Source organism: Microbacterium sp. P26 (genome assembly GCF_023712585.1).
In the GTDB taxonomy this organism is placed as follows: Bacteria; Actinomycetota; Actinomycetes; order Actinomycetales; family Microbacteriaceae; genus Microbacterium; species Microbacterium algihabitans_A.
In genome coordinates, this window is the sequence record NZ_JAMAXZ010000001.1 from 291,588 (window position 1) to 314,188 (window position 22,601).

At 70.9% G+C, this 22,601-nt stretch carries 19 protein-coding genes; 3 read left to right on the forward strand and 16 right to left on the reverse strand.

Translation table 11 applies throughout. The features are described from left to right. Positions 1 to 65 precede the first annotated feature (65 nt). Positions 66 to 1,433 carry an MFS transporter gene (locus M3667_RS01445; RefSeq protein ID WP_251504066.1) on the forward strand — a complete coding sequence of 456 codons (1,368 nt, stop codon included), beginning with the start codon at positions 66 to 68 and terminating at the stop codon, positions 1,431 to 1,433. 827 nt (positions 1,434 to 2,260) lie between these two features. On the opposite strand, the gene M3667_RS01450 is transcribed toward M3667_RS01445, so the two are convergent. Genes M3667_RS01450 through M3667_RS01470 form a run of 5 tightly spaced genes read right to left on the reverse strand, consistent with a single transcriptional unit; the run spans position 2,261 to position 5,430 of the window. Then, entirely contained in the window at positions 2,261 to 3,205 is a 945-nt protein-coding gene (locus M3667_RS01450) for a bifunctional riboflavin kinase/FAD synthetase (RefSeq protein WP_251504069.1), read from the reverse strand. Continuing rightward, positions 3,202 to 3,621: a hypothetical protein gene (locus M3667_RS01455; RefSeq protein WP_144828431.1), complete on the reverse strand. Its 420-nt coding sequence runs from the start codon at positions 3,619 to 3,621 to the stop codon at positions 3,202 to 3,204. Before M3667_RS01455 ends, M3667_RS01450 begins: the two co-directional genes overlap by 4 nt. A gap of 47 nt (positions 3,622 to 3,668) precedes the next feature. Then, complete coding sequence (locus M3667_RS01460) at positions 3,669 to 4,037, reverse strand: hypothetical protein (RefSeq protein ID WP_251504071.1); 369 nt, start codon at positions 4,035 to 4,037, stop codon at positions 3,669 to 3,671. Continuing rightward, positions 4,034 to 4,927: a tRNA pseudouridine(55) synthase TruB gene (gene truB / locus M3667_RS01465; protein WP_251504074.1), complete on the reverse strand. Its 894-nt coding sequence runs from the start codon at positions 4,925 to 4,927 to the stop codon at positions 4,034 to 4,036. The genes M3667_RS01460 and truB overlap by 4 nt, the downstream gene beginning before the upstream one ends. Then, complete coding sequence (locus M3667_RS01470; protein ID WP_251504075.1) at positions 4,927 to 5,430, reverse strand: hypothetical protein; 504 nt, start codon at positions 5,428 to 5,430, stop codon at positions 4,927 to 4,929. The genes truB and M3667_RS01470 overlap by 1 nt, the downstream gene beginning before the upstream one ends. A gap of 151 nt (positions 5,431 to 5,581) precedes the next feature. Here M3667_RS01470 and M3667_RS01475 point away from each other — a divergent pair, with 151 nt between their 5' ends. After that, entirely contained in the window at positions 5,582 to 6,460 is an 879-nt protein-coding gene (locus M3667_RS01475) for an A/G-specific adenine glycosylase (protein ID WP_251504078.1), read from the forward strand. A gap of 287 nt (positions 6,461 to 6,747) precedes the next feature. On the opposite strand, the gene rbfA is transcribed toward M3667_RS01475, so the two are convergent. The 7 genes from rbfA to M3667_RS01510 all read right to left on the reverse strand — a co-directional run bounded on the left by rbfA (position 6,748) and on the right by M3667_RS01510 (position 17,080). Beyond that, positions 6,748 to 7,239, reverse strand: a complete 492-nt coding sequence (rbfA, locus tag M3667_RS01480) for a 30S ribosome-binding factor RbfA (protein ID WP_251504081.1) — start codon at positions 7,237 to 7,239, stop codon at positions 6,748 to 6,750. 218 nt (positions 7,240 to 7,457) lie between these two features. Then, entirely contained in the window at positions 7,458 to 10,271 is a 2,814-nt protein-coding gene (infB, locus tag M3667_RS01485) for a translation initiation factor IF-2 (RefSeq protein ID WP_251504084.1), read from the reverse strand. Positions 10,272 to 10,364: 93 nt separating this feature from the next. Beyond that, a complete protein-coding gene (locus M3667_RS01490) occupies positions 10,365 to 10,616 on the reverse strand; it encodes a YlxR family protein (protein WP_074694212.1) in 252 nt (83 codons plus the stop codon). A gap of 34 nt (positions 10,617 to 10,650) precedes the next feature. Next, positions 10,651 to 11,640 (reverse strand): transcription termination factor NusA, encoded by a 990-nt coding sequence (gene nusA / locus M3667_RS01495; RefSeq protein WP_251504087.1) that lies wholly within the window; start codon positions 11,638 to 11,640, stop codon positions 10,651 to 10,653. 120 nt (positions 11,641 to 11,760) lie between these two features. Beyond that, entirely contained in the window at positions 11,761 to 12,363 is a 603-nt protein-coding gene (locus M3667_RS01500; RefSeq protein WP_251504092.1) for an HD domain-containing protein, read from the reverse strand. A gap of 288 nt (positions 12,364 to 12,651) precedes the next feature. Continuing rightward, positions 12,652 to 15,147: a glycogen/starch/alpha-glucan phosphorylase gene (locus M3667_RS01505; protein WP_144828452.1), complete on the reverse strand. Its 2,496-nt coding sequence runs from the start codon at positions 15,145 to 15,147 to the stop codon at positions 12,652 to 12,654. 94 nt (positions 15,148 to 15,241) lie between these two features. Continuing rightward, entirely contained in the window at positions 15,242 to 17,080 is a 1,839-nt protein-coding gene (locus M3667_RS01510) for a lipase family protein (RefSeq protein WP_251504095.1), read from the reverse strand. A 150-nt stretch (positions 17,081 to 17,230) separates the two neighbouring features. Between M3667_RS01510 and M3667_RS16930 the strand changes: the two genes are divergently transcribed. After that, positions 17,231 to 18,040 (forward strand): DUF1206 domain-containing protein, encoded by an 810-nt coding sequence (locus M3667_RS16930; RefSeq protein ID WP_251504098.1) that lies wholly within the window; start codon positions 17,231 to 17,233, stop codon positions 18,038 to 18,040. 7 nt (positions 18,041 to 18,047) lie between these two features. On the opposite strand, the gene M3667_RS01520 is transcribed toward M3667_RS16930, so the two are convergent. The 4 genes from M3667_RS01520 to M3667_RS01535 all read right to left on the reverse strand — a co-directional run bounded on the left by M3667_RS01520 (position 18,048) and on the right by M3667_RS01535 (position 22,527). Next, the gene (locus tag M3667_RS01520) at positions 18,048 to 18,869 is read right to left on the reverse strand and encodes an aldo/keto reductase (protein WP_251504101.1); all 822 of its coding nucleotides are present in this window, start codon (positions 18,867 to 18,869) and stop codon (positions 18,048 to 18,050) included. Positions 18,870 to 19,049: 180 nt separating this feature from the next. Next, entirely contained in the window at positions 19,050 to 20,846 is a 1,797-nt protein-coding gene (locus M3667_RS01525; protein ID WP_251504104.1) for a proline--tRNA ligase, read from the reverse strand. Positions 20,847 to 20,893: 47 nt separating this feature from the next. Next, entirely contained in the window at positions 20,894 to 22,003 is a 1,110-nt protein-coding gene (locus M3667_RS01530) for a hypothetical protein (RefSeq protein WP_251504107.1), read from the reverse strand. Continuing rightward, positions 22,000 to 22,527 (reverse strand): sigma-70 family RNA polymerase sigma factor, encoded by a 528-nt coding sequence (locus M3667_RS01535; protein ID WP_251504110.1) that lies wholly within the window; start codon positions 22,525 to 22,527, stop codon positions 22,000 to 22,002. Before M3667_RS01535 ends, M3667_RS01530 begins: the two co-directional genes overlap by 4 nt. Positions 22,528 to 22,601: the final 74 nt, after the last annotated feature.

Genomic DNA, 22,601 nt, shown 5'->3' on the forward strand with positions numbered 1-22,601 from the left:
CGCGCCCCCTCCCCCGTCGCTGTCCACCCCGCGTGCGGGGGCGACGACGGCCGTACGCTGAGGCCATGGCAAAGACGATGACGCGAGAGCAGCGCGTCGTGCTCGCCATCGCCGTGCTGGCGTCGTTCGTGTCGTTCCTCGACGGCACCGTCGTCAACGTGGCCCTGCCCGCGATCGCGCGCGACCTCGGCGGCGGACTCACCACCCAGCAGTGGGTCGTCGACGCCTACCTCGTGACGCTGGGCGCCTTCATCCTCGTCGCGGGCTCGCTGAGCGACGTGCTCGGCCGCGTCGTGGTGCTGCGCATCGGACTGATCGGCTTCGCCGTGACCTCGGTCGCGATCGCCGCCGCGCCCTCCGCGGAGTTCCTCATCGTCGCGCGCGCCCTGCAGGGGGTCGCGGGGGCCCTGCTGGTCCCCAGCTCGCTCGCCCTCATCACCTCGACCTTCCGCGGTCCCGCGCAGGCGCGCGCGATCGGCATCTGGACCGGCGCGACCACTGTCGCGATGATCGCCGGACCCCTCATCGGCGGGATCTTCGTCGACACCCTCTCGTGGCGCCTCGTCTTTCTCGTCAACGTGCTGCCGATCGGGGTGACGATGTGGCTGCTCGCCCGTCTTGGTCACCGCGACCACCGCCGACCCGGTGCCCGCGTCGACGTCATCGGCGCGATCCTGTGCGCGGTGGGCCTCGGCGGCATCGTGTTCGCCCTCATCGAGCAGCCGAACCTCGGGTGGGGCTCCCCCGTCATCTGGGTGCCCGGCATCGTCGGCGCCCTCGCCTTCGCCGGATTCCTCTGGCGCCAGCGCGTCACGCCCGACCCGATGATGCCCCTCGACCTCTTCCGCTCGCGCAACTTCTGGGCGGGCAACCTCGTCACCGTCTTCGTCTACGCCGCCCTGTCGCTGAACGGCTTCGTCGTCGGCGTGTACCTGCAGCAGGGGGCCGGGCTGTCCGCCACCCTCGCAGGGCTCGCGTCGCTGCCCAGCACTCTGTTGATGATCGGACTCAGCTCCCGCATGGGCGCGCTCGCCGGTCGGTTCGGCCCGCGCCTGTTCATGACCCTCGGCCCGCTCGTGATGGCCGTCGGCGCGGTGCTGCTGCTGAACGTGCGCGCCGACTTCGACTACTGGACACAGGTGCTGCCGGGCATCGTCGTGTTCGGACTGGGCCTGACGGCCACCGTCTCGCCCCTGACCGCCGCCGTGCTCGGCGCCATCGAGACCGAGCGGTCGGGCATTGCCTCCGCCGTCAACAACGCCGTCTCCCGCGTCGCGGGCCTGCTGGCCATCGCCGCGGTCTCGGCCGTGGTGGGCGGATCGCTCGACCTCGACGGCTTCCACCGGGCCGCGGTGTTCACCGCCGCGCTGATGGTGCTCGGCGGCGCGGCGGCGTTCTTCGGCATCCGCAATCACCTCTCCCGCCAGGACTGACGCGGGGTGTTCCGGGGCCGCTCGCGCGCGGTGGTCTCGGCGCGGCTCGCGCGCGGTGCCGGGAACAGGCAGCAGGCGCCGTTCGCAGGTGGCCCCGGGGCCACGTCCATCGCCCCGGGGCCACGCGGGGTGCCCCGAAGCCGGTCCAGCCCGGTCACGACGTGCGCCGCGCAAACGCATCGCGCGTTCGTGGCCCCGGGGCCACGTCCATCGCCCTGGGGCCACCTTGCGTGCCCCGAAGCCGCCCCAGCCCGGCCCGCCGCTCAGCCCAGCCCGCGGCTCAGCCGGCCCGCGGCTCAGCCGAAGATTGCGCCCCAGCCCGGACATGCCATGCCGCGCGCAAACGCATCGCGCGTTCGTGGCCCCGGGGCCTCGCCCATCGCCCTGGGGCCACGCGGCGTGCCCCGGAGCCGCCCCAGCCCAGCCCGCGGCTCAGCCCGGCCCGCGGCTCAGCCGAAGATTGCGTCCCAGCCCGGATATGCCATGCCGCGCGCAAAGGCATCGCGCGTTCATGGCCCCGGGGCCACGTCCATCGCCCCGGGGCCACGCGGCGTGCCCCGAAGCCGCCCCAGCCCGGCCCGCCGCTCAGCCCAGCCCGCGGCTCAGCCCGGCCCGCCGCTCAGCCCCGGCCCGCGGCTCAGCCGAAGATTGCGTCCCAGCCCGGATATGCCATGCCGCGCGCAAACGCATCGCGCGTTCGTGGCCCCGGGGCCACGCCCATCGCCCCGGGGCCACGCGGCGTGCCCCGAAGCCGCCCCAGCCCGGCCCGCGACTCAGCCCCGGCCCGCGGCTCAGCCCTGACCCGCCGCCCCAGCCCGCTCCGCCCCTCAGGCGAGGATCGCGCGCGAGCGCTCGACGTCGTCGGCCATCTGCACGAGCAACGCGTCGATGCCGTCGAACGCGGTCATGCCGCGTACCCGCTCGACGAAACGCACCTCGACGTGGTGGCCGTACAGATCGAGCCCGGTCTCGTCGATGACGTAGGCCTCGACCTGGCGGGAGTGCACGTCGTCGAACGTCGGGTTGGTGCCGACGCTGATCGCGGCGGGATAGCTCGTGCGGCGGCCGCCGTCGACATCGACCAGCCACCCGGCGTAGACACCGTCGGCCGGCACGAAGCCCTCGAGCTCGGGCGACAGATTGGCCGTGGGATAGCCGAGTTCGCGGCCGCGCTTGAGCCCATGCACGACCTCGCCCCAGACCGAGGGGGCGCGTCCGAGCAGGCGGGCGGCAGTGGTGACGTCGCCCGCCGACAAGGCTTCGCGGATCCAGGTCGACGACACGCGGCGGTCGGCGTGCACCGCGCGGACGTCGTCGACCACGTCGACGCGGAACCCGTGCTCATCTCCCATGCGCACGAGCAGGTCGGGGTCGCCCGCGCCCCCCGCGCCGAAGCGGAAGTCGCGTCCCACGAGCACTGTGCGAGCCTCGAGCGCGTCGACGAGCACGCGCGTGATGAAGTCCTCGGCGGGGATGGATGCCAGCTCTTCATCGAACGTGAGCAGCAGCGTGGCGTCGACCCCGGCGCGCTCGAGAAGGTCGAGCTTCTGGTGCGGTCCGATCACATCGGGCGGACACTTCTCCGGGCGCAGCACGCTGAGCGGATTGCGGTCGAAGGTGACGGCGACGACCTTCGCTCCCCCGGCCGCGTCGACACGAGCCCGGTCGATGACCGCGCGGTGGCCGGTGTGCACCCCGTCGAACTTGCCGATCGCCACGACCGACGGCCCGAATCCGGCAGGGACCTCGGCGGGGTCGCGGAAGACGATCACGACGCGGTCCGTCGGTGCCGGATCAGCCACCACAGACCGAGGAACGGCAGAACGAGCGGGATGAAGAGGTAACCGTACCCGTAGACCGACCACACCGTGGGGTGCTGGAACAGCGCCGGATCGACGAGGCTCAGGGTGCCCACGACGAGGACGCCGACGAGTTCGAAGCAGATCGCGATCCACGCGACGCGATACCAGGCGGGGCGCGCCGAGAAGATCAGCGCGAGAGTGGCCAAGATGTACACGACCGCGGCGAGGGCCGAAAGCGTGTACGCGACGGGGGCGTCGTCGAACTCGCGGACGATCTGCACGAACGAGCGGCCGGTGGCGGCGAGGGCCATGATGCCGTAGACGACGACGAGGACACGGCCGATGCCGGTCATCCCCCGGGAACGGGTGGGAGCTGTGGATGCCATGACCTGTCGATTCTAGTTCGCTCGGGCCCGCGCCGATCCGCCCGCGTTCAGGCGAGCTGCACCGTCCAGATGACGTGCATGCGCCACACCATCACCGCGACGGCCAGCGCCGCCACGCCCATGATCACCGTGCTCCAGCGGCTGCGCTCGATGAGCGCCCACGCGGCTCCCGCGACGGGCACGAGCGCGGCCGACACGAGGTACGTCCAGAACTCCAGCAGGCTGCCCGAGGGCGGGTTGCCCGCGAACGGCGAAATGAGCGCCACGACGATCTGCACGATGAGCAGCAGTTCGATGAGCGCGAGCGAACCGACGGTGACGTCGCCGGGGCGCCGGCCGAGGAGTCCCGCGACCATCGCGACGACTCCCGCGAGCACGGCGACGCCCACCTGCACGAGGGTGAACCACAGGATCATCGGGCGGCCTCCACGGGCATGTTCATGACGCTCTTCACCTGCGTGCCGCGTTTCTCGACGACGCCGATCAGGAGCCCGTCGGGGTCGATCGCGGCGGCGACGGCTCCGGTCAGGCGACCGCCGCCGTCGATGCGCTTGCCGTGCCGGAGGTCGCGTGCTTCGTCGGCCCCCACCGCGAGGACGCCCATGACGACGGCCGCGGCGGTCGCCGGAGCGACGAGGGCGTCTTCGGCGATGTCGTCGACCGAGGCTGCGGCGGAGACGTCGAACGCCCCGATGCGCGTGCGGCGCAGCGCCGTCAGGTGTCCCCCGACCCCCACCGCGCGCCCGAGGTCGCGGGCCAGGGCGCGGATGTACGTGCCGCTCGTGCAGTCGACGACCACGTCGAGCTCGATCGTGCCCTCGCCGCGGCGTATCTCGCGCACCTCGAACCGCGACACGGTGACGCTCCGCGCCTTCAGCTCGACCTCTTCGCCGGCGCGCGCGAGGTCGTAGGCGCGGCGACCCGCGACCTTGATGGCCGAGACGGTGCTGGGCACCTGTTCGATCTGACCGGTGAGGGCGGCGATGCCGGCGGCGATGGCCGCCTCGGTCACGGCGGCGACGTCAGCGGCATCCGCCCGCGCCGTTTCGACGCCGTCGGCGTCGTCGCTGTCGGTGGCGACTCCGAGCAGGATGGTCGCCTCGTAGGTCTTGTCGGCGCCGACGATGTAGGTCAGCAGGCGCGTCGCCCCCCCGACGCCGAGCACGAGCAGGCCCGTCGCCATCGGGTCGAGCGTGCCGGCGTGCCCGATCTTGCGGGTGCCGAGTGCACGCCGCGCGCGCGACACGACGTCATGGCTGGTGATCCCTCCAGGCTTGTCGACCAAGAGGATTCCGGGACGCACCATCAGCAGAAGTCTCCGAACACCTGCACCGGGTGCGAGGGGTCGGAGTTCTCGACGATGACGGATGCCGCCACGCGGGGCCGCGACTCGCTGAGGTAGTGCTTCTCGGCATCCGGGAGCTCGGGGCGCGCAGCGCCGACGGGCGGGTTGCTCTCGAGCCAGACGGAGAAGTTCCAGAGCTTGCGCAGCTCGACGGTGTGGAGAAAGCGGCCCGACACGACGAGCACGGCATCGGTCGGCGCGCCCGCTGAGTCTCCGAAGGGCTCACCCGACCGGAACGGGGCGACCAGGCGGTCGCGCACATCGTCGGCGTGGTCGGCGAGGCTCTCGCGGAACACCGCGGTGCCCTCGGCCTCGATGGCGGCGGCGAACGCGTCGGCGAAGGTCGACGCGGCGTCAGCGTCGAGCGCGTCGATCGCGACCACCACGCGCCCCGCGCGGGCGTTCTGCCGCATCAGGTCGCGCAGGCTCCGCTGCAGGGTCTCGACGGGGTTCTCACTCGACATGCCTCCAGCCTACGGTCGACCACCGACACCCGACCCCTCCCCTCGCCCCGCGGCGGCCCGGGCGCAGCGCTCCCCGTCACGTGTGAACGCGATCGGCGCACAGCGTCCATGCGCGAAGTCCGGCCCCCTCCGGCGACCGTAGGCTGGACGGATGCCAGGACTCGCCGCCCCGCTCATCGCGTGGTACCGCGACGCGGCCCGCGACCTCCCCTGGCGTCGCGAGGGGTTCGGTGCGTGGGGCACCCTCGTCAGCGAGTTCATGCTGCAGCAGACGCCGGTGAACCGTGTCGTCCCGCACCTCGAGGCGTGGCTGACGCGCTGGCCGACGCCGGCCGACCTCGCCGCCTCTCCCCCGGGCGACGCCGTGACGCAGTGGGCGAACCTCGGCTATCCGCGCCGCGCGCTGTGGCTGCACCGCGCCGCCGTCGAGATCCGCGACCGCCATGACGGCGTGGTCCCCCGCGACGTCGACGCCCTGCTGGCCCTGACCGGCATCGGCGACTACACCGCGAGGGCCGTCGCAGTCTTCGCCTACGGCGATCGGCATCCGGTCGTCGACACGAACACCCGACGCGTGCTCGCGCGCGCGATCGACGGCCGCGCGCAGCCCGGTCCGCCTCACCGCCGCGACCTCGAGGCGATGGAGGCCGAACTCCCCGCGGGCATCGCCGAGGCGGCGGTCGTCAACGCCGCTGCGATGGAGCTCGGCGCAATCGTCTGCACCGCCCGTGCGCCGAAGTGCGAAGCGTGCCCCCTCGCGGCGCAGTGCGCGTGGCGGGCGGCCGGGTACCCGGCATCCGAAGACCGGCGGCGCAAGCAGGCCACCTACGAGGGAAGCGATCGCCAGACCCGCGGGGCGGTGCTCAAGACCCTACGCGAGGCGGCGCCCGCAGCGGTTCCGGCGTTCGCGGTGATTCCCGAGTGGCCGGATGCCGCTCAACGCGACCGCGCGATCGACTCGCTCATCGCCGACGGACTCGTCGAAGCGGCCGACGATCTCCTGCGCCTGCCCGGCCACCCGGCATCCTGACCTGGCCCCTGTCCCGCGCCGGCCATCCTGCGGACCCGACCCCCGGCACGCCGCCCCGACCCCGTCCTGGACCGGCGTGTCACCCTTCCCGTCCGCACGACGGCTCCAACGGCCGGGTCGCGGCCCGGCCCGCCATCCTGCGGACCCCACCCCCGAGACGCCGCCCCGACCCCGTCCTGGACCGGCGTGTCACTCCTGGCATCCGCACGACGGCGGTCCCGATGCCGCGGAAACGACGAACGGCCGGACTCCGCCGATGGGCGGGGTCCGGCCGTGTCGTACCGAGGTCAGGCGCGCGGGGCGTCGTCCTCGTCGAGGTCGTCCTCGTCGTCGCTGTCGTCTTCGTCGGCGCTCTCGTCTTCGTCGCGGGGCTTGACGTACGGGTCGGCGTCGCCGGCGTACGCGGCCGTGGCCGCGAGACCGGCGACCGACTGGTCGCGCTCGCGCGCTTCGCGCAGGAGGGCCGAGATGTGGTCGGCGTTCTCGGGGATGCCGTCGAGGATGAACTCCAACGACGGGGTCAGGCGCGTGTTGAGGTTCTTACCGACCTCGCTGCGCAGCATGCCCGTCGCCGACTTCAGCGCGGCGGCCGTGTCGGCGCGGTGCGCCTCGTCGCCCATGACGGTGTAGAACACCGATGCGTGCTGGAGGTCACCCGTGACCCGCACGTCGGTGATGGTGACGAATCCGAGCCGCGGGTCGCGCAGCCCCTTCTCGAGGCGCTCGGCGAGCACCACGCGAATCCGGTCCGCCACTCGGGCCTGTCGTTCCCCTGCCACTGCCTTCTCCTTCTCGTTCTTTCATACCGCTGCGAGTCGAGTGCCCCCGTGGCTCATTGCCGAGTGGGAGTCCCGTCACGCGCAGCCGCACCAGCGTAGGCCGGAGGGGTGTGCATCTCCGAGAGCATCGGGGTAGGGGCCCCGCTCTGCTCTCGGAGATGCACACCCCGCAGGCCGCAGCGGGGGCCGCACCCGAAGGCACGACCCCCGCACGACGATCAGCCTCGCGGCTTCTCGACCATTTCGGTGGTCTCGATCTCGTCACCGATCTGGATGTCGTTGAACTTGCCGAGACCGATACCGGCCTCGAAGTCCGTACGAACCTCGGTGACGTCGTCCTTGAAGCGGCGCAGCGACTCGATTGCCAGGCCATCGGCCAGCACGACACCGTCGCGGATGACGCGAGCCTTGGCGTTTCGCGTGATCGTTCCCGATCGCACGATGACACCGGCGATGTTGCCGAACTTCGAGGAGCGGAACACCTCGCGGATCTCGGCGACACCCGACTGCACCTCTTCGAACTCCGGCTTGAGCAGGCCCTTGAGCGACTGCTCGACGTCGTCGATCGCGTTGTAGATGACCGAGTAGAACCGCACGTCGACACCCTCGCGGGCGGCACGCTCGCGGGCCTTCGTGTCGGGACGAACGTTGAAGCCGATCACGATCGCATTGTCGATCGTGGCCAGGTTGATGTCCGACTCGGTGATCGCACCCACACCGCGGTGAATGATGCGCAGCTGGACACTGTCGTCGACCTCGATCTTGAGCAGCGACTCCTCGAGCGCCTCGACGGCACCCGACACGTCACCCTTGATGATGAGGTTGAGCGACTCGACCTTGCCCTCTTCGAGAGCGCGGGTGAAGTCCTCGAGCGAGATGCGCTTGCGGGCCTTGGCCAGCTGGGCGTTGCGCTCGGCCGCTTCACGCTTCTCGGCGATCTGACGGGCGGTGCGGTCCTCTTCGGTGACGATGAAGACGTCGCCGGCACGGGGCACGGAGTTGAGGCCCTGAACCGAGACGGGACGCGACGGGTAGGCCTCGTCGACCGCTTCGCCGTTCTCGTCCATCATCGCGCGGACGCGGCCGTAAGCCGTTCCTGCGACGATCGCGTCGCCGACGCGGAGGGTTCCGGACTGGATGAGCACCGTGGCGACCGAACCGCGACCCTTGTCGAGCTTCGCTTCGATCGCGACACCGCGGGCCGCCTTGTTCGGGTTGGCCGTGAGGTCGAGACCGGCGTCGGCGGTGAGCAGGACCGCATCCAGGAGGGCCTGGATGTTGAGGTTCTCTCGGGCCGAGACGTCGACGAACATGACGTCTCCGCCGTACTCCTCGGCGACCAGACCGTACTCGGTGAGCTGCTGGCGCACCTTGGCCGGGTTGGCGTCGGGCTTGTCGACCTTGTTGACCGCGACCACGATCGGCACATTGGCCGCCTGGGCGTGGTTCAGCGCCTCGACTGTCTGGGGCATGATGCCGTCGTCGGCCGCGACCACGAGGATCGCGATGTCGGTCACCTGCGCACCACGGGCACGCATGGCGGTGAACGCCTCGTGACCCGGGGTGTCGATGAAGGTGATCGCGCGCTCGATGCCCTCGTGCTCGGTCCAGATCTGGTACGCACCGATGTGCTGCGTGATGCCGCCGGCCTCGCCCGCGACCACGTTGGTCTGGCGGATGGCGTCGAGCAGTCGCGTCTTACCGTGGTCGACGTGGCCCATGACGGTGACCACGGGAGGACGGATCTCGAGATCGTCCTCGCTCTCGGCCTCGAGCTCGGCGTCGAGGTCGAGACCGAAGCCCTCGAGGAGCTCCTTGTCTTCGTCCTCGGGCGAGACCATCTGGATCTTGTAGCCGAGCTCGGCTCCGAGCACCTCGAAGGTGGCCTCGTCGAGCGACTCGGTCGCGGTGGCCATCTCGCCCAGGTTGAACAGGATGGTCACGAGCGTGCCGGGCTGCACATTGTAGCCGCGCAGGGCCTCGAGCTTGTCCGCGAAGTCGGCGATGGAGGCACCGCGACGCAGGCGGATGATCTCGCCGTTGCCCTTCGAGACGTTGACGCCGCCGACGACCGGCGCCGACCGCATCTCGAATTCCTGCCGCTTCGCCCGACGCGACTTACGCTGCTTGGACTTGCCGCCACCCTTACCGAAGGCACCTGCGGTACCACCGCCGGGGCCACGGCCACGGCCGCCACCACCGCCGGGACGACCGGCGAAACCGCCGGCCGGAGGACCGCCACCGGGGCGCTGGAAGCCGCCACCGGCACCGCCGGGACGACCGGGACCGCCGGGACGCTGCTGGAACGGAGCGCCGGGACGACCGCCGCCACCGGGACGACCGGCACCACCGGGGCGCGGAGCACCGGGACGCGGGGCGCCGGGGCGCGGAGCCTGCGGACGCGGGATGTTGCCGGGGGTCGGGCGCTGGCCCATGCCCTGCGCCGAGGCGAAGGGATTGTTACCCGGACGGGGGCCGGCGGGACGCTGGCCCATACCCTGCGCTGAGGCGAAGGGGTTGTTGCCGGGACGGGCTCCACCCGGACGCGGGGGCGAGCTCGGGCCGGGCTTGGGGGCACCGGCGCCGGGAGCTGCGGCACCAGGGGCCGGAGGGGTCGAGCCGGGGCTCGGCGGCGACGACGGAGTCGAGGGCTTCGCCGCCGACGGGGCCGCGGGGGCCTCGGGGGCGGATGCCGCGGGACCGGCCTCGACCGGAGCCGCTTCGGGAGCGGCCGGAGCCGCGGGCCTCGCGGGTCCGGGCGTGGGACCCGACGGACGGTTGCCGGGGGTCGCGGCCGGACGAGCCGGGCCGGGACGGGCGCCGGGGCGCGCCGCGGAGGCGGCGGGCTTGGCATCCGAAGAGGAAGACGAGCCTTCGGAGGCCAGCGCAGCGCGGAGCTTACGGGCGACCGGGGGTTCGATGGTGGATGAGGGGCTCTTGACGAATTCGCCGAGCTCCTTCAGCTTCGCAAGCGCGACCTTGCTGTCGACGCCGAGCTCGGAAGCGATCTCGTGCACGCGTGGTTTTGCCACAATTCTCCTGTCTGAGGGCCTACCCCGGACAGGGCAGACCGCTAGTTGCGGACGGGTCTCATTTCGAGCCGTTCACTTCGTGTCCATAGCCGTTCAGCCTTTTCGCTGGTGGTGTGATTCGAAGGTCTGCGTGTCAAGCGGGCCTGACACACGCAATGCTCGTACGAAGGCGCGACGTGCGAGCGCTTTGCTCACACATGCGTCCGTCTCGTGCACCCACGCGCCCCGACCGGGAAGAACCGCCCGCTCGTCTGCGACGAGGACGGATCCGTCCGCGACCACACGCAGAAGCGAGGATCGGGGGGCACGTGCGCGGCATCCGACGCACGTTCGTACGGGTTCCATCCTACACCTCGCGATCGTGGGGACGATCGGACGCTCAGTTGTCTTCGAGGATGCTGTCGGGCTGGATGTCGATCTTCGCACCGGTGAGCTTGGCGGCCAAGCGGGCGTTCTGCCCTTCCTTGCCGATCGCGAGCGACAGCTGGTAGTCGGGAACGAGGGCGCGCACGGCCTTGGTCGAGGCGTCGAGCACGAACGACGAGGTCACCTTGGCGGGCGACAGGGCGTTGGCGACGAAGCGCGGCAGTTCGGCGTCGTAGTCGATGATGTCGATCTTCTCGCCGGCGAGCTCTTCGGTGACGGCGCGCACGCGGCGTCCGAGCTCTCCGATGCAGGCGCCCTTGGCGTTCACCGTCGGGTCGTTCGCCTTGACGGCGATCTTCGAGCGGTGCCCGGCCTCGCGGGCGAGAGAGACGATCTCGACGAGTCCTGCGGCGATTTCGGGCACCTCGAGGGCGAAGAGCTTGCGCACGAGTCCGGGGTGGGTGCGCGACACCGTGATCTGCGGACCTTTGTTGCCCTTGGAGACGCTGGTCACGTAGACGCGCAGCCGCGAGCCGTGCGCGTAGGTCTCGCCGGGAACCTGCTCCTCAGGCGGGAGGATGGCCTCGACGGTGCCGAGGTCGACGTGCACCATGCGCGGGTTGGGACCCTGCTGCACGACGCCGGCGACGATGTCGCCCTCTTTGCCGCGGAACTCGCCTAGCACGGCGTCGTCGGCGATGTCGCGCAGACGCTGGCTGATGACCTGCTTGGCGGCGAAGGCGGCGATGCGACCGAAGTCGTCGGGGGCCTGCTCCTCTTCGCCGACGATCGCGCCCTCTTCGTCGGTGACGGGGGTGAAGATGCCGACGTGACCGGTCTTGCGGTCGAGGGTGGCGCGCGCTCCCGTGGGGATCTCACCGGTCGGCGAGATGTGCTTGGCGTAGGCGGTCAGGATCGCCTGCTCGATGATGCGCGCGAGTTCGTCGAAGGGGATCTCCTTCTCGCGTTCGATCGTCTTGAGTAGTGCGAGATCGATGTCCACAAGGCCCTCCGTTGTTCAGCTTTCGTCGGCACGACCGGCGCCGACAACCCTCCCACGATACCCGGGATGTCCTGCCCCTCGCATCCCGACGGACGATCCCGGATGCCGCGACGTCGAGGATCAGAGGGTTTCGAGCGGATTCGCGGCGAGCTTGGCCACCACTCCCCCGTCGACGAGTCGTCGGGCGGCGGTGTCGGGCTTGCGGGCGGCCTGATCGAGCACGCACGCGCCGAACTCCGCGGCGAGGGCTCCGCGCGGGTGGGCGGCGAGCACCTCGCGGCGGAAGTCCTCGGGCAGCGCGTCGGGGCGGGCGCCCGAGATGTCGAGGCCCGTCGCGATCTCGAGCAGGTGCCCCTCGGCATCCATCGCCGGATCCACGCGCGGCCAGTTGTGCCGCACGATCACCTCGAGCACGCGCTCGCGGCGGGGCTGCTCCCACCCCGCGCCCGCGGTGAGCGCGACGCCGACGTGCCCGCCCGCGTGTTCGTACGACAGCGTGTGGTTGTCGAATGAGCCGACGGTGCCGATGTCGTGCAGCACCGCGCCGACGTACAGCAGCTCGTGGTCGATGTCCCGGATGCCGTCGATGACGGCGAACGCCTCGGCCCACAACCACGACCGCAGCGCGTGCGCGGTGATCGCGGGCGACTGGTCCTGCCGCGCGAGCGAGAGGGCCCCGCGGCCGGCGAGGGTGTCGGGAACGGGGAAGTCGCTGATGCGCACGGGGCCTCCGGGATCGAGAGGCTTCCACTCTCGCGCAGGTCGCCCCTCGACGCCGTCGCCGGTCGGCCAGCCTTCGCAGCCTTTCCGCCAGCGCGCGTGCACAACGCAGGAGATGACAGCGCCGCGCGCGGTGATGCACGCGCGATGACGGGGTGCGCGGTCGGCGCGGCATCCGAATCTCCGGAGTTGTGCACGCACCGCGCCCGTCACCGCCCCAGGTTCAGGCGCCGGAACGACGGATGCCGCGACCTCGGGCGAGCGCCCGGGTCGCGGCATCCGGAGACCGCGTCAGCTCACCGGGGTGGCGTGCCAGATGCGGTCGAGGTAGTCGCGCATGGCGCGGTCGGACGAGAAGTAACCGCTGCGCGCGACGTTGAGGATCGCCGAACGCACCCAGCCGTCCTGGTCGGCGTAGGCCGCGTCGACGCGGTCCTGGGCGTCGAGGTACGTTGAGAAGTCGGCGAGCGCCATGAAGCGGTCTTCGTACAGCAGGTTCGACACGAGCGGCTCGAACACGGTGCGGTCGCCGCCCGAGAAGGCCCCTGAGGCGATGAGGTCGATCGCGCTGCGCAGCCGTTCGTCCTTCTGGTAGAAGTCGGCGGGGCGGTAGCCCTCGGCCCACAGCTCCTCGACCTCGGGCTCGCTCATGCCGAAGAGGAAGAAGTTGTCGTCGCCGACGAGCTTGCGGATCTCGACGTTCGCGCCGTCGTCGGTGCCGATGGTGAGGGCGCCGTTGAGGGCGAGCTTCATGTTGCCCGTGCCCGAGGCCTCTTTGCCGGCGAGCGAGATCTGCTCGGACAGGTCGGCCGCGGGGATGATGCGCTCGGCCAGGGTCACGTTGTAGTTGGCCGGGTAGACGACCTTGAGCTTGCCCTTGACCCGCTCGTCGGCGCTGACCACCTCGCCGACGGCGTTGATGAGGTGGATGATGCGCTTGGCCATGCCGTAGCCGGGCGCGGCCTTCGCGCCGAAGAGGAACGTGCGCGCCTGTACCTCGTCGACGTCGAGGCGGCCCGAGACGATGCCCTCGTAGGTGCTGACGATGTGCAGCACCTTGAGCGTCTGGCGCTTGTACTCGTGCAGGCGCTTGATCATGACGTCGAGCATGTGACCGTCGTCGAGCGGTGCCTCACCCCGGGCCTCGAGCACGCTGCTGAGGCGGCGCTTGTTCGAGGCCTTCACCGCGGCGAAGCGCTCGCGGAAGTCGGCGTCGTCGGCGAGGGCCTCGAGGCCCCGCAGGCGTTCGAGGTCGACGGTCCACCCGGCGCCGAGAGCCTCGGTGATCAGGCTCGACAGATCGGGGTTGGCCAGGCGCAGGAAGCGGCGCGGAGTCACGCCGTTGGTGACGTTGGTGAACTTGTCGGGCCACATGGTGGCGAAGTCCTTCAGCACGTTGTCGCGCAGCAGCTGCGAGTGCAGCTCGGCGACGCCGTTGACCTTCGACCCGGCGACCGTGGCGAGGTAGGCCATGCGCACGGAGCGCGAGGGGTGCTCGCCGATGATCGACATGTTGCGGATGAGCATCTCGTCGTCGCCGAAGCGCTCGCGCACCTCGAGCAGGAACTCGTCGTTGATGCGGTAGATGATCTCGAGGTGACGCGGCAGCAGGTGACCGAGCAGGTCGACCGACCAGACCTCCAGCGCCTCGGGCAGCAGCGTGTGGCAGGTGTACGCGAAGCACTTCTGCGTGATCGCCCACGCGGCATCCCACTCGAGCTTCTTCTCGTCGACGAGCACGCGCATCAGCTCGGGCACCCCGATGACCGGGTGGGTGTCGTTGAGCTGGAAGATCACGCGCTCGGGGAGCTTCTCGATGTCGAAGTCGTCGGGCAGCACGTTGTCGATGAAGTCGGCGATGGATGCCGCGACGAAGAAGTACTGCTGCTGCAGGCGCAGCTCCTTGCCCTGGGGCGTGGAGTCCTCGGGGTAGAGCACCTTCGAGATGTTCTCGGCGAAGGTCTGCGCACGCACCGACTCGACGTAGTCGCCGGAGTTGAAGGTGTGCAGGTCGAAGGCGTTGGTCGCCACCGCGCGCCACAGGCGCAGGGTGTTCACGCGGCCGTTGTGGTAGCCCGGGACCATCATGTTGTACGGCACGGCGAGCACGTTCCACTCGGGTACCCAGCGCGTGCGCTCGACGCCCTCGTCGTCGTAGGTCTCGGTGGTACCGGCGAACGAGATCGTCTGCGCGGCCTCGGGGTGGGCGAAGTCCCAGGGCGAGCCCATGCGCAGCCACGCGTCGGGCTGCTCGACCTGCTGCCCCTCATTGAAGGCCTGGCGGAAGATGCCGTACTCGTAGCGGATGCCGTAGCCGATGGTGGGGATGCTCATCGTCGCGAGCGAGTCGATGAAGCAGGCCGCGAGGCGACCGAGGCCACCGTTGCCGAGTCCGGGCTCGATCTCGACCTGGCGCAGGTCGTCGATGTCAATGCCGCACTGCGCGAGCGCCTCGGTCGCGATGTCGGTCAGTCGTGCCGCGAGGAGGTTGTTGTCGAGCTGGCGTCCCAGCAGGTACTCGGCCGAGAGGTAGCAGACGGTCTTGTTCTGCTGGGCCTTCTGCTGCGCACGATCGTCGAACCAGCGCGCCATGAGGTAGTCGCGCACCGTGTACGCCAGGGCAAGGTACTGGTCGTTGACGTCGGAGTTCGACAGCGTCACGCCCTGGTCGAAGTTGAGGTTCTGCAGGAACTGCTTCGCGAAGCCGTCGACGGATGCCGCGGGGGCGACGACGGGCGCGATCGCGAGCGGGTGAGTGGGGCGCAGCTCAGCGGTGTTCTCGGGCATTCTCCGACCGTAATGAGTACGGCCCCCTCGCGCCAACGCGGAACGGGAACGACACACGATCTTCACTCCGGCGCCGTATTGCGCGGGGCGCGTCTCAGCGCAGGCCGCAGCCGTCGATCACCTGTTCTTTGCGCTCGATGAGCTTCTTCGTCCAGTCGTAGAGCACGGGCAGGAAACGCGACTTGGGCAGGATCGGGCGCAGGTGGTCGTAGCCCGCGTAGGTCGCCCAGCGCACGTCCTGACCCTCGGCGCAGAGCTTGGCGACGTAGTCGCGCTGCAGCTTCGGCGGGATCACCTCGTCGTCGGCGCCCCAGGCCACCAGCATGGGCGTGCCCAACGGGGCGGTCATCGCGTTCTCGGCCAGCCGCTCGCCGAGCGCCCCGTCGGTGAGGTCGGCGCTGTAGAGCGGCCTGTCCTCCGATACCCCGAGGGCGGCGAGAACCGACACGACCACGCCGGGCTCGCTCGGGCAGCGCTGCGTCATCTCGAGCACGATCGACCGCGAACCTTCGGCGATGTAGTCGTCGAGGCGCACGTCGGGGTACGTCTCGGAATAGGGCACCAGCACCCACGACGTGATGACCGACAGCATCGCGTTGGGCGGTCCCGACAGCAGCTCCTCGGCGAGCGCGGGCGGATCGGCGACGGGGGCGACCACCGCGGTGCCGAGCACGTCGAGGCCGGGCGCGTAGTCCTTCGCGATCGCGGTGGTCCACAGTGCCGCGTGACCGCCCTGGGAGTGCCCCCACACGACGGTGTCGGGCGAGAGGGTCAGGTCGGTGCGCAGTTCGGCGGTCGCGAGGACCGCGTCGAGCGATGACCGGGCCTCACCCTCGCCGATCAGGTAGGGGTAGGCACCCGGTGCGCCCTGGCCGGAGAAGTCGGATGCCACGACCACCCACCCCGCTTTGAGCGCCTGTTCGAGGGCCGGGATCGACCACTTCGTCGCCGAGGCGTCGCGCAGGCTCGGCGCGCAGCCCTGGGCCACCCCGGTGGTTCCGTGGTTCCACACGATCACGGGTCGGGGGCCGGCGGGCGGATCCTTGGGCACGATGACGAGCGCGCTCGCCACGGCCGGACGATCGAGCGCATCGCGTGTGGTGTACAGGATGCGCGAGACGTCGCCGTTCTCGGGGAGTCGGCCGAGGTAGGCGTCGGAGCGGATGAGACGACCGTGCCCGCTCGGCACCTGCGCGGGCGGGTCGTAGAACGCGTCGACGACCGGGGCGCCGGCGTCGAGCCAGTCGTTGAGCCACCATCCGCCCGCCGCCGTCGCCACGAGCACGAGAGACAGGGCGTAGCGACCGGCCGCGGCCCAGCGGGCACGGATCACCCGTCGGCGCACCGCGCGCTGCGCGTCGAAGGGCTCCCGCCGCTGTCGCGGACGCCGGATGCCGACGACCCCGCGCCAGAACACGCCCAGGCCGAACACGACCGTGCGCACACCGAAGACGACCGCCAGCACCAGCACCGTGACGTCGGGCCACGTGAACGACAGCAGCCCGAACGCGATCTGCGCGACGCCCCATGCGAGGGCGAGGATGCGTGCGCTCGCGGGACCCGCGCCGGTCGCGCGCCCCACCGAGGCGAGACCACCGATCACCAGGAGCACTGCGAGCACGGGCGGGAGGAGTTCGAGGCTGCGGCCGAGCCAGACGAGCACCGCGAGACCGGCGACGATCCACGCGGCCGAGACCGCGCGCTGCCACCACCCCGCGGGGCGCCCCACGAGCTCGACGATGCCCATGACCACGGCGCTCGCGCCGACGTAGATGCCGAGGAGCACGAGGGAGGTGAGCGGGCGCGAGACGATGAGCACGCCCAGCGCCACCACGATCGCCCCGACCAGCAGCAGCACCCGCGGCGGCGCGTTGCGCACGAGCGCGGGAAGGGCGTTCCACCGGCGCAGGTGCGGTCGGCGGGTCGCGGGCATCAGGCAATGATAAGCACCGGCGCGCGGCGACCCGGGCGGCGGCCGCGTGCGCTATCCGTGCGCGGGCGGCGTCGGTAACGAACCGTCCGGGCGTCGCCCCGACGGCGCAACCGGCGCGGGGTGGGGTACGGAACCGCGTACGGTGCAGAGGTGTCCACCCCCGCCCGCGCCGCCGCCCGAGACGCGGAGGCCAACCCCGCGTTCCGCATCGCCGCGCGTGCGGGGTACGCGGCCAACGGCATCCTGCACCTGCTCATCGGCGGCCTGGTGATCGCGGTCGGCCTCGGCGCGACGGAGGACAGCGATCAGACCGGGGCGTTCCGCGCGGTCGCCGCGGCGCCCCTCGGAGCGGCGGCGCTGTGGGCGCTGGCCGTCGGACTCGTGGCCCTCGGCGCCTGGCACCTGCTGCAGGCGTTCGCCCCGCGCCACCTCTCGGTGTGGCGCCGGATCGGCCGGATCTTCACCGAGGCCCCGCAGGGACTCGTCTTCGTCGCGATCGGGCTGGTGTCGGCATCCGTCGCCCTGGGCGCCCGTCCGCGCGCGGAGCAGGCGGCCGAAGACCTCAGCCAGGGCGTGCTGACCTGGCCGATCGGCGGATTCGTGCTCGGCGCGGTCGGTCTCGCGGTGGCCGCGGTCGGCGTCGGCTTCGTGTGGATGGGCCTGCGCCGGTCGTTCCACTCCAAGGTGCGCACGCCCGCGGGCCCCGGCGGCTTCGCCCTCACGGTGCTCGGCGTCGTCGGCTTCGTCACGAAGGGCGTGGCCCTGCTGATCGTGGGGGTGCTCGTGGTCGTCGCCGCCGTGACCGTCGAGCCCGACACGGCCGGCGGACTCGACGGAGCGACCGCCGCCGTCGTAGCCTTGCCCGCCGGTCCCGTGCTCGCCTGCCTCGTCGGTGTGGGATTCCTGGCCTACGGCGTCTTCACGGTCTTCCGCGCGCGGTACGCACGGCTCGACGCCTGACCGGAGCTCAGTCGAGGTCGGGATTGCGGCCCGTGCGCTCGCCCGTGTCGAGGGTCGCGATGAGGGCGCGATCGTCGTCGTCGAGCGTGAAGTCGAAGACGTCGCCGTTCTCGCGGATGCGGTCGAGCGACACCGACTTCGGGAACACCACGAGGTCGCGATCGATGTGCCAGCGGATGACGACCTGGGCCGGCGTCTTGCCGTACTTCTCGGCGATGCGGGCGAGCACCGGCTCGTCGAGCAGGCCGCCGCGCGCGAGCGGCGCCCACGACTCGGTCACGATGCCGTTCGCGACGTGCCAGTCGACCAGTTCGTTCTGCGGGAAGCGCGGGTGCAACTCGACCTGGTTCACCGCCGGCAGCAGTCCGGTCTCGTCGCGCAGGCGCTCGAGGTGCACGACCGAGAAGTTGCTGACGCCGATCGAGGTCGCCCGTCCCTCCTGCTGCAGGCGCTGCAGCGCCTTCCAGGTGTCGACGTAGCGGTCGGCGCTGGGGATCGGCCAGTGGATGAGGTACAGGTCGACCCGGTCGAGACCGAGCTTCGCGGCGCTGGCGTCGAAGGCCCGCAGCGTCGCATCGAACCCCTGGTCGTCGTTCCACACCTTCGTGGTGACGAACACCTCGTCGCGCTCGAGGCCCGAGGCGCGCAGCCCCTGGCCGACCTCCATCTCGTTGCCGTAGAGCGCAGCCGTGTCGATGTGGCGGTACCCGGCGGCGAGCGCCCCCTCAACGAGACCGGCGGTGACCTCTGCGGGCACCTTGTACGTGCCGACGCCGAGCTGCGGGATGGTGGAGCCGTCGCTCAGCGACAAGCGGGGTGCGGCGATCATGGCATCCACGCTACCGAGTCGTCCGCGCCTGTCGGGGTCTCTTGACCACCGTCGCCGGCCCGCGCTCCCCCGACTTACCGCCCGAAGACCGCGAGACTGCATCTCGCTGGCAAGTCCGTTGCAACATGCGACGGTTCTGTCAGCGAGATGCAGTCTCGCGATGGTAGGCGGGACGGAAGCTCAGCGCGTGAGCGCCGCCACGGCGTCGTCGACCGACACCGTCTCGCGCTCGCCCGTGCGGCGGTCCCAGAGCTCGACCTGGCCCTCGGCTGCGCCGCGACCGACGATGAGGATGCGCGGGATACCGACGAGCTCGGCGTCGCCGAACTTGACCCCGGGCGACACCTTGGGGCGGTCGTCGTAGAGCACGTCGAGACCGGCGGCCTCGAGCTGGTCGGAGACGGATGCCGCGAGCTCGAACGCCACGGCGTCGCGACCGGTCGCGACCACGTGCACGTCGAACGGAGCGACGGACTCCGGCCAGATCAGGCCCTTGTCGTCGTTGTTCAGCTCGGCGATGATCGCGAGGATGCGGGTGACGCCGATGCCGTACGAGCCCATGGTGACGGTGGCGAGCTTGCCGTTCTCGTCGAGCACCTTCAGCCCCAGCGCCTCGGCGTACTTGCGGCCGAGCTGGAACACGTGGCCGATCTCCATGCCGCGGGCCAGCTCCACCGGGCCGGAGCCGTCGGGGGCGGGGTCGCCCGCGCGCACGGTCGAGACCTCGACGAAGCCGTCGCCGACGAAGTCGCGGCCCGCGACGAGCGAGTGCACGTGCTTCTGGTCGATGTTGGCGCCCGTGATCCACGCGGTGCCGTCGACCACGCGGGGGTCGAGCACGTAGCGGATGTTCGTCGCCGACTCCTCACCGAGCACCGGGCCGGTCGGCGACCAGGGGCCGATGTAGCCCTTGACCAGCAGCGGGTTCTTCGCGAAGTCCTCTTCGGTGGCCGCCTCGACCTCGGCGGGGGCGAAGGCGACCTCGACGCGCTTGTCGTCGACGTCGCGGTCGCCGGGCAGGCCCACGACGACGAGCTCGCGCGTGCCGTCGAGGTGCGTGAGGGCGAGCACGACGTTCTTGAGGGTGTGCGCGGCCGTCCACGCGGCGGCCTCGGCCGTGGCGGGACCGGCGATGCCGGGCGCCGGGGCGTCGAGGTGCGCGTTGGAGTGGTCGACGAGGGTCGCGATCGTCGGGGTGTTCGGCGAGTCGAAGACCACGGCCTCGGGCTGCCCCTCGATCGGCAGCGCGTCGGGGACGACGGTCGTGAAGGCCTCGACGTTCGCCGCGTAGCCGCCGGCCGAGCGCACGAAGGTGTCTTCGCCGATCGGGGTCGGGTGCAGGAACTCCTCCGACTTCGATCCGCCCATCGCGCCGGCGTCGGCCGCCACGATCACGTACTCGAGACCCAGGCGGGTGAAGATGCGCTCGTAGGCGTCGCGCTGAGCCTGATAGGAGGCGTCGAGACCGGCATCCGTCGCGTCGAACGAGTACGCGTCCTTCATCGTGAACTCGCGGCCGCGCAGCAGGCCCGCGCGGGGACGCGCCTCGTCGCGGTACTTGTCCTGGATCTGGTAGATCGTCAGCGGCAGGTCCTTGTAGGACGAGTAGAGGTCCTTCACCAGGAGCGTGAACATCTCCTCGTGCGTGGGCGCGAGCAGGTAGTCGGCGCCCTTGCGGTCCTGCAGGCGGAACAGCGCGTCGCCGTACTCCTCCCACCGACCCGTGACCTCGTACGGCTCGCGGGGCAGCAGAGCCGGGAAGTGCACCTCGAACGCTCCGGCGTTCGCCATCTCCTCGCGGACGACGGCCTCGATCTTGGCCTTGACCTTCAGACCCAGAGGGAGCCACGCGAAGATGCCCGGGGCGTTGCGACGGATGTACCCGGCGCGCACGAGCAGGCGGTGGCTCGTGACCTCGGCATCCGAGGGATCTTCGCGGAGCGTGCGGAGGAAGTAGTTCGACAGACGGGTGACCACGAGAGACGAGTCTAGGCCGGGAGCGCGGGAGGGACGGATGCCGGGGGTCATCCGAGCGCGAAGAGGATCTCGGCCGTGACGGTTGACGCACGCTCCTGGCTGAGGTTGCCGACCTCTACCTCGACGATCCCTCCCGGAGCAGCCGCGAAGACGCGCGCGCCGAGTCCGTCTGCGGCCGGGATCCACCATGCGGCGTCCGCGCCCGTCACCGAGACGGGCACGCCGCCGAACGCACTGACCTCACGTGCGTCCGCCTGGGCGCCCGCCGCCAGACTGACCCTCAAATTCGGCGCATCGACCTCTTCGTAGGGTCCCGCGGTGAAGGAGCACCACGCTGCAAAACCGTTGGCGACGAGGACGTCCCACACCTGACCGTGGGGGACGTTGTCGGTGCCGATGGGACGCAGATCGTCGCGACCGAGTCCGGCTGCGACGGCATTTCGGAGTTGAGCCTCGCAGTCGGTCAGCTGCCACGCGCTTGCAACGAGCGACGTCGGCACCCCGGGAGATTGGGAGGCCCGGGCACCGACCGTGTCCGCCACCTCGACGAGGGGCGACGCCTCGGATGCGGCCACGGCGACCCAGGCATCGCCGAAGCGCTGCGAATAGTCGCAAATCGCTCCACCCTCGCACGCGGGGACGACACCCGACTGCGCACGTACCTCGTCGGGAACGCTCGCCCACGGCAGGACCGTCACGCTCAACGCCCAGTAGGTATCGGCGTCCGCGGCGCGCCACTCGCAGTCGAGCCCGCCCAACCACCTCTCGTCCCATACGGGCAGGAAGGACATCGCGCGCATCGGGATGCCTGAGAACTCGGTCGCTTCCTCGTCGGTGAGAACGGCAGCGCAGTCCCCGCCGAACGCCACGATCGGTGCGCGTGGAGTCGACGTCGGGGTCGGAGTCGGCGAGGCCGTCGGTGTCGGCACCGGCGACACGGTGGCCGTGGGGCTCGGTGACGGCGTGTTCGCGACCGGCGGTGCGCTGAGCGTCGCCGTCGCGGCCACTCCCCCGGCGAGTGCGACCACGAGCAGGGCCGCGACGGATCCGGCGATCCAGGCGCCGCGATGGGCACCCGCAGGCTTGATGTCGCGGGCTCCACCCACGATGCGGGCGCGCAGGGCGGCGCGCTCGTCGGGTGTCAGCTGGTCGTTCATGCCCGGACCCCTTCCAGCGCGAGCTCGTCGCGCAACTTCGCCTTCGCGCGGGACAACCGCGACTTCACCGTTCCGGCCGGAATGCCGAGTGCCTGAGCGATCTCGCGCTCGGGGTAGCCCTCGAGCACCGACAGCACCACGACCGCCTGTTCGCGCTCGGGCAACCGCTTGAGAGCCGAGAGCACCCCGCTGTCGTCGTGTCCCGACGTCTCGGTCGCCGCGACCGGTGCGCGATCGAGCAGGGCGCGGTATCTCCTGCTCGAGCGCTCGAGGTTGCGTGCGCAGTGGGCGACGGTCGTCAGCAGCCACGGCAGGGGCGACCCGTCGACCAGACGCACCGAGGCGCGTTTGCGCCACAGCTCGAAGAACGCCACGGTCACGGCGTCTTTCGCGTCCTCTCGATGGGTCAGCAGGCGCGACGCGTGTCGGAACAGCCGCGCGTCGTATCGGTCGAACAGCGCGGCGAGCGCGAGCTCGTCGCCTTGGCGCACCCGGGTCCACAGCCCGGCGTCGTCGTCATCCACACTCTGTAATGTCCACGATCCTTCGATCGGTTCACGACTGACGCGGCGGTTTCGATAACGAAAGGATGACGGCC

What these genes read in the sequence shown, in the direction of transcription:
- M3667_RS01445 (WP_251504066.1), top strand. Translation starts at nt 66, where the DNA reads ATGGCAAAGACGATGACGCGAGAGCAGCGCGTCGTGCTCGCCATCGCC.
- M3667_RS01455 (WP_144828431.1), bottom strand. Translation starts at nt 3,621, where the DNA reads ATGGCATCCACAGCTCCCACCCGTTCCCGGGGGATGACCGGCATCGGC.
- M3667_RS01460 (WP_251504071.1), bottom strand. Translation starts at nt 4,037, where the DNA reads ATGATCCTGTGGTTCACCCTCGTGCAGGTGGGCGTCGCCGTGCTCGCG.
- truB (WP_251504074.1), bottom strand. Translation starts at nt 4,927, where the DNA reads ATGGTGCGTCCCGGAATCCTCTTGGTCGACAAGCCTGGAGGGATCACC.
- M3667_RS01470 (WP_251504075.1), bottom strand. Translation starts at nt 5,430, where the DNA reads ATGTCGAGTGAGAACCCCGTCGAGACCCTGCAGCGGAGCCTGCGCGAC.
- M3667_RS01475 (WP_251504078.1), top strand. Translation starts at nt 5,582, where the DNA reads ATGCCAGGACTCGCCGCCCCGCTCATCGCGTGGTACCGCGACGCGGCC.
- M3667_RS01490 (WP_074694212.1), bottom strand. Translation starts at nt 10,616, where the DNA reads ATGGAACCCGTACGAACGTGCGTCGGATGCCGCGCACGTGCCCCCCGA.
- M3667_RS01505 (WP_144828452.1), bottom strand. Translation starts at nt 15,147, where the DNA reads ATGCCCGAGAACACCGCTGAGCTGCGCCCCACTCACCCGCTCGCGATC.
- M3667_RS01510 (WP_251504095.1), bottom strand. Translation starts at nt 17,080, where the DNA reads ATGCCCGCGACCCGCCGACCGCACCTGCGCCGGTGGAACGCCCTTCCC.
- M3667_RS01520 (WP_251504101.1), bottom strand. Translation starts at nt 18,869, where the DNA reads ATGATCGCCGCACCCCGCTTGTCGCTGAGCGACGGCTCCACCATCCCG.
- M3667_RS01530 (WP_251504107.1), bottom strand. Translation starts at nt 22,003, where the DNA reads ATGAACGACCAGCTGACACCCGACGAGCGCGCCGCCCTGCGCGCCCGC.